The 13,194-nt window shown below is 62.1% G+C and carries 11 protein-coding genes; 8 read left to right on the forward strand and 3 right to left on the reverse strand.

Annotation, left to right across the window (positions count from 1 at the left end; translation table 11 throughout):
- Nucleotides 1–129: 129 nt before the first annotated feature.
- The 6 genes from RA302_RS04810 (at nucleotide 130) to RA302_RS04835 (ending at nucleotide 7,257) form a co-directional block, all read left to right on the forward strand.
- A complete protein-coding gene (locus RA302_RS04810; protein ID WP_166501869.1) occupies nucleotides 130–1,410 on the forward strand; it encodes an MFS transporter in 1,281 nt (426 codons plus the stop codon).
- A 14-nt stretch (nucleotides 1,411–1,424) separates the two neighbouring features.
- On the forward strand, nucleotides 1,425–2,282 hold the full coding sequence (locus RA302_RS04815) for a tryptophan 2,3-dioxygenase family protein (RefSeq protein WP_166501870.1): 858 nt from the start codon (nucleotides 1,425–1,427) through the stop codon (nucleotides 2,280–2,282).
- A 160-nt stretch (nucleotides 2,283–2,442) separates the two neighbouring features.
- Entirely contained in the window at nucleotides 2,443–3,537 is a 1,095-nt protein-coding gene (locus RA302_RS04820; RefSeq protein WP_166501871.1) for a M20 family metallopeptidase, read from the forward strand.
- A gap of 2 nt (nucleotides 3,538–3,539) precedes the next feature.
- Entirely contained in the window at nucleotides 3,540–4,478 is a 939-nt protein-coding gene (locus tag RA302_RS04825) for a GNAT family N-acetyltransferase (protein ID WP_003945514.1), read from the forward strand.
- Nucleotides 4,475–5,590, forward strand: a complete 1,116-nt coding sequence (gene menC / locus RA302_RS04830) for an o-succinylbenzoate synthase (RefSeq protein ID WP_166501872.1) — start codon at nucleotides 4,475–4,477, stop codon at nucleotides 5,588–5,590. Before RA302_RS04825 ends, menC begins: the two co-directional genes overlap by 4 nt.
- A 47-nt stretch (nucleotides 5,591–5,637) precedes the next feature.
- A complete protein-coding gene (locus RA302_RS04835) occupies nucleotides 5,638–7,257 on the forward strand; it encodes a helix-turn-helix domain-containing protein (RefSeq protein WP_166501873.1) in 1,620 nt (539 codons plus the stop codon).
- 71 nt (nucleotides 7,258–7,328) lie between these two features.
- Here the strand turns inward: RA302_RS04835 and RA302_RS04840 are convergent, their stop codons facing one another.
- The 3 genes from RA302_RS04840 to RA302_RS04850 all read right to left on the reverse strand — a co-directional run bounded on the left by RA302_RS04840 (nucleotide 7,329) and on the right by RA302_RS04850 (nucleotide 9,701).
- Nucleotides 7,329–8,225 (reverse strand): serine hydrolase, encoded by an 897-nt coding sequence (locus RA302_RS04840; RefSeq protein WP_166501874.1) that lies wholly within the window; start codon nucleotides 8,223–8,225, stop codon nucleotides 7,329–7,331.
- A 173-nt stretch (nucleotides 8,226–8,398) separates the two neighbouring features.
- A complete protein-coding gene (locus RA302_RS04845) occupies nucleotides 8,399–9,034 on the reverse strand; it encodes a ScbR family autoregulator-binding transcription factor (protein ID WP_019747034.1) in 636 nt (211 codons plus the stop codon).
- 238 nt (nucleotides 9,035–9,272) lie between these two features.
- Nucleotides 9,273–9,701, reverse strand: a complete 429-nt coding sequence (locus RA302_RS04850) for an HIT family protein (RefSeq protein ID WP_019747035.1) — start codon at nucleotides 9,699–9,701, stop codon at nucleotides 9,273–9,275.
- 102 nt (nucleotides 9,702–9,803) lie between these two features.
- On the opposite strand from RA302_RS04850, the gene RA302_RS04855 reads away from it, so the two are divergent.
- Both RA302_RS04855 and RA302_RS04860 read left to right on the forward strand, forming a co-directional pair.
- Nucleotides 9,804–11,030 (forward strand): dolichyl-phosphate beta-glucosyltransferase, encoded by a 1,227-nt coding sequence (locus RA302_RS04855; RefSeq protein ID WP_086935726.1) that lies wholly within the window; start codon nucleotides 9,804–9,806, stop codon nucleotides 11,028–11,030.
- The gene (locus RA302_RS04860; protein ID WP_166501875.1) at nucleotides 11,027–13,177 is read left to right on the forward strand and encodes a glycosyltransferase family 39 protein; all 2,151 of its coding nucleotides are present in this window, start codon (nucleotides 11,027–11,029) and stop codon (nucleotides 13,175–13,177) included. The genes RA302_RS04855 and RA302_RS04860 overlap by 4 nt, the downstream gene beginning before the upstream one ends.
- Nucleotides 13,178–13,194: the final 17 nt, after the last annotated feature.

Consider the following 13,194-nt stretch of genomic DNA (forward strand, 5'->3'; position numbering starts at 1 on the left):
TTCCGACCGACCAAACGTTGCTTCAGGTATTGGTGAAACGGACCAATGCGGTAGACGTGTTCACTGTCACACTTCATCAGTCTTTTCAATGTTCTAGTCCATGCGGCACAAGACAATTCGGGAGGCTTGATGAAGGCGGAACGCGTCACGGTGGAAGAACCATCGCGGGGGACCGGCGGTTCGGTTCGAAACATTGTGGACAACAAGTCGATTCGTCGCACGACCACCGTTACGGTGGGGCTGCTCAGTACTATCTGGTTGATCGACATGGTGGATCGCGTCATGATCGGGCTTGCGCTTCCGATGATCGGCGACGAATTCTCGCTCAGCAGTACGCAGTTGGGTGGTGTGGTTTCGGTCTTCGCGATCTTCTACATGCTCGGGCAGGTCCCCGGCGGAATGTTGGCCGACCGCTTCGGACCCAGGCCACTGTTGATCGTGGCGTTGATCCTGTGGTCGGTGTTCACCGCGTTGACAGGGTTCGCGTGGGGTCTCATCTCGCTGATGGTCATGCGTGCGATGTTCGGTATCAGCCAGGGGCTCTTTCCGGCGGCGTCGTTCAAGGCTTTGGCTGAGCGGACGCGTCCGAAAACCAGAGCGACCGCGATGGGTTTCATGCTCGGCGCCAACAACCTCGGCCCCGGCGTCGCACCGCTGATCATCGCGCCGGTCCTCATGGCCGTGGGGTGGCGTGACGCGTTCTGGCTGGTGGCCATCGTCGGCGCTGTGATCGGCACGGTGGTGTGGTTGGTGCTGCCGGCACCGTTGGACACGGAAATCTCGGAAGATCCGGAGGCTGCGCTGCAACCTCTGGCGAGCGAGCACTCTCGCGCCGCGGTGTTCAAGTCCGCGTCGGTGTGGAAGTTCGCAATTCTGTTCTGCCTGGCCAACATGTCCGCGTACGGTCTGATGACCTGGGTGCCGAGTTATCTGCTCAACGACAAGGGACTCTCGCTGATCGACACGGGAATCTTTGCCGCGATCCCTTTCATCGTCACGGCGCTGGCCACGATCGTGGGCGGGCGGTTGGTGGACAAGTACTTCCACGACCGGGCTCGGATTCTTCTGGTTCCGTGTATGGCCACGTCGGCAGTCCTGTTGTTCCTGATGACCACCGCTGACACCGTCGCGATGTTCACGTTCTACGAGACGTTGGCTCTAGGCATCAGCGGTCTGTGTTCGATGTCGATCTTCGCGATGCCGTTGCGGGCACTTCCTTCCGAATTCCTCGGTTCCGGAATGGGTTTGATCAACGGTTGTGGTCAGTTCGCCGGTTTCATCACCCCGCTCGTGATGGGATGGATGGTGGACCAGTTCTCGTACATGGCTGCATTCGGAGTCCTGGTCGGAGCGACGAGCGCTGCCGCATTGGTGGCCATGATCGTTCCGCAGACCCCGGCGAAATTCTGAGAAGGAGACTGAAGATGTCGGCAACGGACGGCACACGAAAGATCGAAGACGACGTCGTCACCGATTTTTCCGAGAAGATGAGTTACGGGGCCTACCTCGGACTCGATACCCTCCTGGATTCGCAGCATCCGGTGAGCGAGCCGGAACACCACGACGAACTCTTGTTCATCATTCAGCACCAGACCAGCGAGTTGTGGCTCAAGCTGTTTCTCCACGAGATACGGGCGGCCAGAGCAGCGATCGCTGCCGACGACATTCGGGTCGCATTCAAGCGGATCGCACGCGTCAAACACATCCAGGCCACTCTGACCGAACAGTGGTCCGTGTTGGCGACACTGACGCCGGCGGAGTATGCGGAGTTCAGGGGCGTTCTCGGCAACTCGTCGGGGTTCCAGTCGTACCAGTACCGCGCCGTGGAATTCGTGCTCGGGAACAAGAACGCCGGCATGCTGAAGGTGTTCGAATCGGATCCGTCCGCCCATCGATTGTTGGAGACCCTGCTCGGAGAGCCGACGCTGTACGACGAGTTCTGGCGGTACCTGTCCAGGCAGGGTTACGACGTTCCGGCGTCGGCTCTCGAACGAGACGTCAGCGCGCCCTACGTGCGAAACGACGAGCTGATTCCGCTGGTCAAGGCAATCTACGAGAACGTCGAACAGCACTGGACGGCGTACGAGGCATTCGAGGAGTTGGTCGACCTCGAGGAGAGCTTTCAGCTGTGGCGGTTCCGGCATCTTCGGACCGTGCTGCGGGTGATCGGCATGAAGAAGGGGACCGGCGGTTCGAGTGGTGGTGCCGGGTTCCTGCAACGTGCGCTGGAGTTGAGCTTCTTCCCTGAGCTGTTTGCTGTCCGAACCGAGATCGGTACCTGACACACCTGCTTGATGACACACAGTTGCTTGTCACACCCAGCTGTTCGTGACGCACGACGAATCCGAGCCCGAAGGACAGGAGTCTTGGACAAGATCCGACAGGGTCGCTTCGGCCAAGCTTGACTGCGAAGTTGCAAGTCGGTGACAGGAGAGCGTCGGAGTGGACAAGAAATCAATGGTGGCGGACCTGGCGGCGCTGGTAACCGCCGAGTCGCCCAGTTCCGACCTCGGCGCAGTCGATGCATGTGCGGATGTGGTGGCCGACATCGGCGAACGCCATCTCGGAAGCGCCCCCGAACGTATCCGTATCGACGGACGCCAGCACTTGCGTTGGTCGTTCGGCGCGGAGCCGAAGGTGATGCTCCTGGGCCATTTCGACACCGTCTGGCCGCTCGGAACGCTCGCGGAGTTGCCCTGGTCGGTCACCGACAACATCGCCACAGGGCCCGGAGTCTTCGACATGAAGGCCGGCATCGTCCAGCTCTTCCATGCGCTCGCATCGCTTCCGTCGCTCGACGGGGTGGTCGTGCTCCTCAACTCCGACGAGGAAATCGGCTCCCCGACCTCACGCGCACTGATCGAGGAGCAAGCCCGTCAGGTCGACGCGGTGCTGGTACTCGAAGCCGCCGCCGACGGCGCGGTGAAGACCGCGCGCAAGGGTATGTCGCTGTACTGCGTCGACATCGAGGGACGCGCTGCACACGCCGGACTGGAACCGGAGCGAGGTGTGAACGCTGTAATTGAGCTCGCACATCAGATTCAGGCCGTGGTGGAGCTCGCGGACCCGGCGGCGGGAACGTCGGTGGTGCCGTCCGTGATCAGTGGCGGAACCACGACCAATACCGTTGCAGCGCAAGCACAACTGTGGTGTGACGTTCGCATGTGGTCCGCGAAGGAACAGGAACGCATCGACCGTTCGATCCGTGCACTGACACCGGCGCTGGCCGAAAGCCGAATTTCGGTATCCGGAGGACCCAACCGTGGGCCACTGGAATCAGTGTCTTCGGAGAAGCTGTACTTTCTCGCTCACCAGGTCAGCAGTGAGAGCGGGTTGGGAATGCTTCGCGACTGCGCAGTCGGCGGTGCGTCGGACGGAAATTTCACTGCCGCAGTCGGAACTCCCACGTTGGACGGCCTCGGTGCCGTCGGCGGTGGTGCCCACGCAGCGACAGAACACGTAGAGATAGATCAGATGATCCCGCGCGCCACCTTGTTGGCCGGCCTGGTGACTCGAATCCTGGAGGGAGGACTGTGACGATGACGTCGCCGAACAATGTCCAACGCAAGACCGTTCAACCATTCGGAGGTGTATCGCCTTCACGGATGCGGCAAGCAATCAGCCAGGCCGAGCAAGCCGCTCTGCTTGCATGTGTGACTATCGAAACCGTCACCGGGCATGCCGAGTTGGAACAGGTATTCGGTCTGTTCGAGAAGGTATGGCAGCCGGAGAGCGGCAACCCTCCCGTCCATCGGGACATGATGAAAGCGCTCGCGCACTCCGGTAACTACGTCGCCGGCGCTTTTCGTGGCGGAGATCTGATCGGCGGCTCGGTTGCATTCTTCGAGGAACCGCAACATCGTTCGTTGCATTCACACATCACGGGGATCCTGCCGAACGTGCAGAACGGGCACATCGGCCTCGCGTTGAAACTGTTCCAGCGAGCGTGGGCACTGGAACGGGGAATTCTTCACGTGCGGTGGACTTTCGACCCGCTCGTTGCTCGCAATGCCTACTTCAACGTCTCGAAACTCGGTGCGTTCCCGATCCAGTATCTGCCGCGTTTCTACGCGCCGATGAACGACAGTCTCAACGGCGGCGCAGACAGCGACCGATTGCTGATCGACTGGGAAATCGGTAGCAGCAAGGTTTCCGACGTCGTCGCCGGTTCGGGAGAGGTCCCGACTCCCGAGTCGTTGGGAGCGAGCGAACTGTTGTCGATCTCCGAAGCCGGTCTGCCCGTGTTGAAGTCGACCAAGAATCGATTCGTCACGGTGGCTACACCGAATGACGTGTACACACTGCGTAAGTCGGACCCGGCGGCAGCGAACGACTGGCGCCTGGCAGTCCGCGAGACTCTCGGGGGTGTGCTCGCCGAGAACGGAGTGGTTCTCGCAGTCACCAGGACCGGAAAATATGTACTGGACCGTGCGCCGGGAACACAGGCAGGCAGGACAACAGCGGAGGTTACATCGTGAAGATCGACGGAGTTGAATTACGCCGGGCAGCAATGCCGTTGAAGGCGCCGTTCCGAACCTCGTTCGGCACGGAGACCACCAAGGACGTGTTGTTCGTCAAGGTCGTCGCCTCGGAGTCGGAGGGCTGGGGCGAGTGCGTTGCGATGTCCGAGCCTCGCTACTGCTCCGAATACACGGACGGCGCCGCCGAAGTCCTTCGTAAGTTCCTGATTCCGTCTCTGGGTGAACTCACCGATCCCGACGTGCACGCACTGAGCGCGACGATGGAACAGTTCGCCGGACACCCCATGGCCAAAGCGGCACTGGAAACCGCATTTCTCGACGCCGAGTTACGGGCCGCCGGGACGAGCATGTCTTCGTACCTGGGTGCAGTAGTCGATCGTGTACCCGCGGGTGTTTCGGTGGGTATCAAGAATTCGATCGACGAACTGCTCGAAGAGGTAGGCGGGTTCCTCGAGGCCGGATACCTGCGCATCAAACTGAAGATCGAACCGGGCTGGGACATCGAGCCGGTTCGCGCAGTCCGCGAGAGGTTCGGCGACGACGTACTCCTCCAGGTCGACGCGAACACGGCGTACACCCTGGCTGACGCGCGCCATCTCCAGCGGCTCGACGACTTCGACCTCCTGCTGATCGAGCAGCCGCTTCCCGAAGAGGAACTGCGTGGCCACGCCAGGCTGGCCGAGATGATGCGGACGCCGGTCTGCCTCGACGAGTCGATCACCTCCGCGAAGGTCACCGCCGACGCTCTGGCAATCGGTGCGTGCAGCGTGGTGAACATCAAACCGGGACGTGTGGGCGGTTATCTGGAATCGCGTCGTATCCACGACGTCTGCAAGGCCAACGGAATTGCCGTGTGGTGCGGCGGAATGCTCGAGACCGGAATCGGCAGGGCTGCCAACGTCGCTCTTGCCGCGCTCCCCGGATTTGTCCTACCAGGCGATACGTCGGCTTCCGACCGGTACTTCGCCGAAGACATCACCGAGCCGTTCGTACTCGACAACGGTTACGTGAAGGTTCCGGAAGGGCCGGGCATCGGCGTCGAACCGATCCCTGACCTGCTCGAAGCAATCACCACGTCGGTCGAATGGATCGGCATGGATCGGCTTTGACGAATCACTATGACACACTTCGTTCACAGGACGAAGGAGTGATAGACGTGGGCACCGTACGACCTCGCATCAGTTTGGTGCGGCTTCTCGAAGACGTGGGAACTACGGTGCTGAACCCGGTTGTCGGCGACCCGGAGGCGGTCCAGGAGATCGCCTCGGTGGTCATTCACGACCCCGACGACGACTCACCCTCGACACCGGACTCCATGGTGCTGCTCGTCGGCATCACCGGAGGCGAACGTATCGCGGAGTCCGTGGCCGGCCTGGCCGAGCGCGGAGTACGCGTGGTGGTCGCGCGAGTGACCACCGAGGTCAGCGATGCCGACCGTGAATCCATCATCTCCTCCGGCGTTGTCGTATTGACCTTGGCGCGTGGAGTTTCGTGGGTTCAGCTCACAAGCCTGCTTCATTCGGTGCTCTCGGCACGGAACGAAGTCGGGCACATCCACTCGCGCGGAGGTGGACCGGCCGGCGATCTGTTCGCTTTCGCCAACGCCGTCAGCGCACTTCTGGATGCGCCGATCACGATCGAGGACCGAAGCTCACGGGTCATCGCCTTCTCCGGACGTCAGGAAGAAGGTGACGGTCCACGTATCGCGACCGTTCTGGAGCGCCAAGTTCCTGACCAGTACATTCGAGTGCTCGAAGAAGCGGGAGTCTTCGACCGGCTCTATCGCAGCGATGATCCGGTGTGGGTTTCGGCCGAGACCCTCGGTACAAAAATGGGTCGTATCGCCGTGTCCATCAGAGCCGGCGACGAGTTCCTCGGCTCCATGTGGGTGGCAACCGGTGAGCCGATGTCCGAGGACCGGATGCGTGCACTGCGCGATTCGGCCGGGTTGATTGCACTGCAGATGTTGCGGTTGCGCGGCGGCGCCGACGCCGAGCGTCGACTGCGCGCAGACCTGATCGCAACCCTTCTCGACGGTGGGTCCAGTGCGGTCGACGCGATGAATCGCCTCGGCCTCGGGACCGGTCCCGCACTCGTGATGGCATTGGGCCGCAGGTCTTTCGAAGGATCGTCGAAGCCGGACGACGCAGCCCACGTGGTGCGGCTGACCGACGCTCTGGCCATGCACCTGGGCGCGGTCCATTCGCAGTCGGCTGCTGCTCTGGTCAACGGAACCGGCTACGCGGTGCTGTCGGTGCGAGGGCATTCCCCGGCAGAAGCCGAGCTACAGGCGTTCCGTGTGGCCTCGGACTTCCTGGACCGAACCGGAGCGTCCGGCGACACGATCATCGGGATCGGCCGGGTCGTGACCAGACCGGCGCAGCTGAGCCGATCGAAGCGCGACGCCGAACATGCCCTCGAAGTGTTGTTGGCGGGACGAGCGTCGGGCAGCGTCGCCACCTTCAGTAGCGTCCACGTCGATGCCATCCTGTTGGAGATCGCGTCGGAAGCTGCAGCCGAAGGGTTCTCGGACCTCGGACCCATCGAGGCGATCGCCAGCCACGACGCAGCTCATGCGACCTCGTTCGTCGACACCCTCGATGCGTGGCTCAACGCCTTCGGTGACGTCGGTGACGCCGCGGCGTCATTGCACGTACACCCCAACACCTTTCGGTATCGTCTCAGCAAGTTGAAGGGTATGGCCGCGTTGGACCTGGACGATCCCAACGTCCGCTTCCGGTTGATGGTGCATCTTCGTCTGCGCGGTCCACGCTAGCTCGAAATCCGAAAAATGCGGGTCGCACTGATTTCTCAGCGCGACCCGCATTCTTTGTCAGTGGGTTCAGATCAGCTGTTGTTGCGAAGTGCTTCGACAGCGATGCGGCCGACGGTTCCGATGGAGGCGTCGATCTTCGGGGCTCGGTGGGTGAGCTCGTGGGACTTGGTGAAGACACCGACGGCGTAACGCTTGCCGTCCGGGTACGCCACGACGCCGGCTTCGTTTCGTACCAATCCCAGCGTTCCGGTCTTGGCGGCGACAGTGACCTCGTCGGGGAAACCGGACGAAAGGCGATGCGGCCAGACCTGCTTGCTCATGATGGTTCGGACTTCTTCACAGGCCGATGCGGGGCCGGCTTCGTCCCTCCAGATTGCAGCCAGCAACATTGTGATCTCACGAGGAGTGCTGGAGTTGGAGCGGGCCGGATCCATGACGGAAATTGTCCGAAGAATTTCGATGGGCGGCATGTCCAGCAAGGTGCCCTTGTCGACACCGAGGTCGTCGTAGACCGATTTGAACAGACCACGGCAGTCACGGACCAAGTTGGTCTTCTCCAAACCGAGCCCGCGCAGCGTTGCGACGATGTTGTCGAGTCCGAGGCGTTCGTACAAGAAGTCCGTGGCGGCGTTGTCGCTGAAGCTCATCATGAGCAGAGCGAGATCTCGCCAGCTTGCGGTGACGTCGTCGGCGCAGCCGCCGATACCGATGCCGCCGGAGCGGAACTCGGCGGTCACCGTGGCGTGCTCGGTCGGATCAAGGGTGCCGGCCGCAACTTCACGGGCGTACTGCAGTACAACAGGAATCTTGAAAACGGAGGCGAGGATGACACCTTCGTCAGCGCCGTAGCCGAACTCTTCGCCGGAATCGATGTCGCGTGCGTGGACGAACGCATCGGTCTTCGCTTCGGCGAGAACAGCAGCGATCTCCTGCTGTGCGCTCTCAACGTACGTGGCGGTTTCGGTCATTCGAGAAGCCCTTTCGTCGGTATCCGTATATCTGGGTTATTCGTGGATCTGACGATAGTGAGTCGACGACGGGGGGTCTTGTACGAATCGACGAAGGTTGGCGCACGGTTCGGTGCTGATACGCCGAATCAACCGATTGTCAGGGTGTTCCGGGGGCAGGGGTGTTCCGGGGGTCAGGACGCATAAGTTTCGAGGCGACGTCCGACCAGTTCGGCGACGTCGGTCCGACGCTTGTCCGAGACCACGCCTGCCAACAGGATGGTGAACAATTCGTCGATACGGTCGTTCAAATCGCTTCGTCTGGTGAGCACGTTCGAAACCAGTTGAACGCCGGTGAATGCCGAGATCGCCACGCGACCCACCGATTCCGGCTCCACGTCGTCGCGGATGTCGCCTTCGAGCTTCGCGGCCTCGGCCAGTTTTCGAAGCTCGCGGATCCACACGACGTACGGGCCTTGCGAACCGTCGGCAGAGGCCAATTCGAGGGTAAGTCGGACTCCCGCACGAACAATCGGGTCCGCGACGAGTTGGCGACCCATCTCGTGGCACACCATGACGAGCTGCTCCAGTGCCGGTGCGCCCGTGGCTGCAACTGCGGTGAAGGCAGTGATCGACATCTGGTGCTGTTCTTCGATGACCGCCTGAGCCAATTCGTCTTTGGACGAGAAGTGGAAATAGACCGCGCCCTTGGTCATCTGCGCCGCGGACACGATGTCATTCATGCTCGTGCTGCCGTACCCCGTGACTTCGAACCGATCAGCAGCGCCTTGAAGAATCTGTCGGCGACTGATCTTGGCACGTTCCTGCATTGCTCCCTTGTCCTCCGACTGTTAACACGTGAACCAGTTTTAGGGCCCTAGGTCCCGGACCAGCGCCCCACGGTAGCAGCGAATCTCGTGCTCGCGCGACAGCGCGAAACGGACTGTTCGGTGTGCAATCGCAGGTCACGGTCGGTAGGAGTGACAAATGCGACCGCCGCAACCTCCGTTGGAGGCTGCGGCGGGGAGTCCAGTTATCGGCCAGCGAAATTCGGTCGAAGGTACGGGATCAACGAGTCGAGACAGTTGCCTCGAAGCCGAGGTCGCGTAGCGCCGACTTGAGTTTGGTCTGCGCCTCGTCGAGAGATTCGGGTGACGGCGAAGTATCGGCGCCACTGATGTCGAAGTTCCCCATGTCGTATGCGGGGAAGACGTGAACGTGAAGATGCGGAACTTCCAGACCTGCGATGAGGAGACCCGCCCGAGGCGCGTCGAACGCCTTCCGCACAGCCTGACCCAGGGTGCGGGCAACCGCGGTGACCTTGGCAAAGAGTTCAGGATCCACGTCCTGCCACTGATCGACCTCGGCTCGCGGTACCACGAGTACGTGGCCCTGCGTTACCGGCGCAATGGTCAGGAACGCGACAACGTCGTCGTCCTCCCACACGAAACGTCCTGGTAGATCTCCGTTGATGATGGCGCTGAAGACTGAAGGCATACCCCGAGATTAGCCCGCGTCCGGTTGCCAGGAAACTCCCAGGCTGGACGCAGGTTCGTCGGAGCCGGCCCGACAAATCTAGGACGCATGACGACAGAAGCCATGCAGACCGCGGGCAGCACGGACGCAGGGGAGCTTTCCGCGACGACTGTAGTGCTGGACGTGGTCGTCCCGGTATACAACGAAGAGGCAGGCCTCGAGACGTGCGTGCGGCGCCTGCGCCGGCATTTACGCACACAGGTGCCATTCTCTGCACGAATTACCATCGCGGACAACGCCAGTGTCGACGGCACGTTGGCGCTCGCGCGTTCCCTCGCCGAAGAATTCGACGACGTCCGGGTCGTCCACCTGGATGCGAAGGGCCGTGGTCGAGCACTGCGGCAGGTGTGGAGCGACTCCGATGCCGACGTGGTCGCGTACATGGACGTCGATCTCTCCACCGATCTCAATGCCCTGATGCCGTTGATTGCTCCGCTGCTCTCCGGCCACTCGGACATCGCCATCGGTTCCCGGTTGGCACGTTCGTCGCGCGTGGTACGCGGCCCCAAACGCGAGTTCATCTCACGTAGCTACAACCTCATCCTCCGAAGCGCACTGCATGCTCGCTTCTCCGACGCTCAGTGCGGATTCAAAGCCATGCGAGTCGATGTTGCGCGGCAACTACTTCCGCTGGTGGAGGACACCGGGTGGTTCTTCGATACCGAATTGCTCGTGCTGGCCGAGCGAGCGGGCATGCGGATTCACGAGGTCCCCGTCGACTGGGTGGACGATCCGGACAGTCGGGTGGACATCATTGCCACCGCAGTTGCCGACCTCAAAGGTGTGGTCCGCGTCGGGCGAGCACTGTCGACCGGTTCCCTTCCCTTGGCCGAGCTCAGGGCGAGTTTCGGACGTGAACCACTGGTTCCCGGAGTCCCTCGAGGAATGGTCGGGCAGCTCTCGCGCTTTGCCGTGGTGGGAGTCATTTCGACACTCGCGTACGCACTGCTCTACCTCGCACTGCACTCGGTAATGGGGGCGCAGTGGGCCAACGCCGTCGCATTGCTGGTGACCGCGGTATTCAACACCGCCGCCAATCGAGCCTTCACCTTCGGGATCCGCGGGTCGGAAGGATCCGCCCGTCACCAGATGCAGGGCCTGCTCGTGTTCGGGTTCGGTCTACTGCTCACCAGCGGATCGTTGTTCGTTCTCGACGTCATGGCGCCCGACGCGTCCAAGCACGTGGAGCTTGCCGTACTCGTCATTGCCAATCTTGTTGCCACAGTGAGCCGATTCGTCGCGCTGCGCTGGGTGTTTCGCACTGCACAATCCGTAGGAGCCAATCGATGACCGCCACTGCAGAGACACTCGCCGCGCCGCTGCCGGCGCCGGAACCGCAGCGTCAGGTGCGCTGGGAACCGTGGGCGCTCGGAGTGTTGTTGGTGGGTACCGGAGTCGCCTACATCTGGGGCCTGGGCGCGTCCGGATGGGCCAACTCGTTCTATGCTGCTGCGGTCCAGGCAGGTTCGGTGTCGTGGAAGGCCTTCTTCTTCGGTTCCTCGGATGCTGCCAACTCGATCACCGTCGACAAGCCACCGATGTCCCTGTGGTTGATGTCGCTGTCGGTTCGCATCTTCGGACTCAATTCCTGGGCGATGTTGGTGCCGCAGGCACTCCTCGGGGTCGGATCGGTTGCGCTGTTGTGGGGAACGGTTCGACGGTATTTCGGTGCGGCCGCCGGCCTCCTCGCCGGCTTGGTACTTGCGCTTACACCCGTAGCGGCGCTGATGTTCCGGTTCAACAACCCGGATGCCCTGCTGGTGCTCCTGATGATCGCAGCAGTGTGGGCGATGATGCGCGCCGTGCAGGACGGTCGCACCCGCTGGCTGGTGTTGGTCGGTATCTTCTGCGGATTCGGTTTCCTGACAAAGCAATTACAGGTCATGTTGGTAGTTCCACCGCTGGCGCTCACCTATCTGATCGCCGGACCGCCGAAACTGGGTAAGCGCGTACTCCAACTGTTCGCGGCACTGGGCGGACTGATCGTCTCCGCCGGATGGTGGTTGGCAATCGTCGAACTGTGGCCGGCCGACTCACGTCCGTGGATCGGTGGTTCGCAGAACAATTCGATTCTCGAACTGACGCTCGGCTACAACGGGCTCGGACGCTTGAGCGGCAACGAGACCGGAAGCGTCGGCGGCGGCGGAATGCGCGGTGCTGGTGATGCTGCGGCCGGTGCTGCTGCGGGAGGCTTCCCCGGAATGGGCGAGGCCGCAGGCGGTATGGCAGCGGGAGGCATGGCACCAGGTGGTGGCGCCGGTGGCGGTATGTGGGGGAGTACCGGCATTACCCGACTGTTCGAATCTGCCCAGGGCGGACAGATCGCCTGGTTGATTCCTGCCGCACTGATACTTCTGGTGGCCGGAATCGTGCTGCGAGGCAGGGCTCCCCGCGATGACACACAGCGCGCTTCATTCATCGTCTGGGGACTGTGGCTGTTGGTGACCGGACTGACCTTCAGTTTCATGGCGGGAATCTTCCACGCTTACTACACCGTTGCGCTGGCGCCGGCGATCGCCGCACTGATCGGTTCAGGATCCGTATTCGCTTGGCGTCATCGTGACGTCCTCTGGGTTCGCCTCGTTCTGGCAGTGTCGTTGGCGGCAACCGTCGCGATGGCGTGGGTACTGCTCGGACGCTCGCCTTCGTTCGTACCGTGGCTTCGCTGGGCGATTCTGGTCGTCGGCATCGTCACTGCCGTGGCAGTGCTGATTCCGGCAGCGACGCGAGGTCGATTGGCTGTGGCAGTGATTCTCGCGGCGATCTTCACCGGTCTGGCGGGTCCGACTGCGTACGCGATCGACACGATCAACACTCCGCATACCGGTTCCATAGTTTCGGCCGGACCGAGCGTCGAAGGTGGAATGGGCGGGCCCGGCGGTGGCCGCGGAGGATTCGGAGGATTTGGCGGCATGGCTGACGGCGGTAACCGTCGGACTGACGGGGCTGGCACCGGAACGCCGGGAACGCCCCCTGCCGGAATGGGACAGATGCCCGGTGGTGCAACAGCTCCGGGTACCACCACATCGACCACCGACGGAACGCGGGGTGCAATGGGCGGCGGCGCAGCCGGTGGTTTGCTTCAGGGCAGCACACCGGGAGCCGCGGTCGTGTCCACCCTCGAAGAGAACTCCGACCAGTTCACGTGGGTAGCCGCGGCAATCGGGTCGAACAGCGCCTCGGGCTATCAGCTTGCGACGCAGTCACCGGTCATGGCTATCGGAGGGTTCAACGGGAGTGATCCGTCCCCGACACTCGCGCAGTTCCAGCAGTACGTGTCAGAGGGCAAGATTCACTTCTTCATCGCCGGCGGTGGGATGGGTGGCGGTATGAACGCCGAAGGCACCGCTACCGCCATCTCGACGTGGGTGACCGAAAACTTCACCGCCACAACGGTGGACGGAGTAACCCTCTACGACTTGACGGTTGGGGGCTGACCAACATGAACGCACGC

The sequence above is a fragment of the Rhodococcus sp. DN22 genome, from assembly GCF_036669995.1.
GTDB lineage: Bacteria > Actinomycetota > Actinomycetes > Mycobacteriales > Mycobacteriaceae > Rhodococcus_F > Rhodococcus_F erythropolis.

What these genes read in the sequence shown, in the direction of transcription:
- RA302_RS04860 (WP_166501875.1), top strand. Translation starts at nt 11,027, where the DNA reads ATGACCGCCACTGCAGAGACACTCGCCGCGCCGCTGCCGGCGCCGGAA.
- RA302_RS04840 (WP_166501874.1), bottom strand. Translation starts at nt 8,225, where the DNA reads ATGACCGAAACCGCCACGTACGTTGAGAGCGCACAGCAGGAGATCGCT.
- RA302_RS04855 (WP_086935726.1), top strand. Translation starts at nt 9,804, where the DNA reads ATGCAGACCGCGGGCAGCACGGACGCAGGGGAGCTTTCCGCGACGACT.
- RA302_RS04825 (WP_003945514.1), top strand. Translation starts at nt 3,540, where the DNA reads ATGACGTCGCCGAACAATGTCCAACGCAAGACCGTTCAACCATTCGGA.
- RA302_RS04845 (WP_019747034.1), bottom strand. Translation starts at nt 9,034, where the DNA reads ATGCAGGAACGTGCCAAGATCAGTCGCCGACAGATTCTTCAAGGCGCT.
- RA302_RS04850 (WP_019747035.1), bottom strand. Translation starts at nt 9,701, where the DNA reads ATGCCTTCAGTCTTCAGCGCCATCATCAACGGAGATCTACCAGGACGT.
- RA302_RS04810 (WP_166501869.1), top strand. Translation starts at nt 130, where the DNA reads ATGAAGGCGGAACGCGTCACGGTGGAAGAACCATCGCGGGGGACCGGC.
- RA302_RS04815 (WP_166501870.1), top strand. Translation starts at nt 1,425, where the DNA reads ATGTCGGCAACGGACGGCACACGAAAGATCGAAGACGACGTCGTCACC.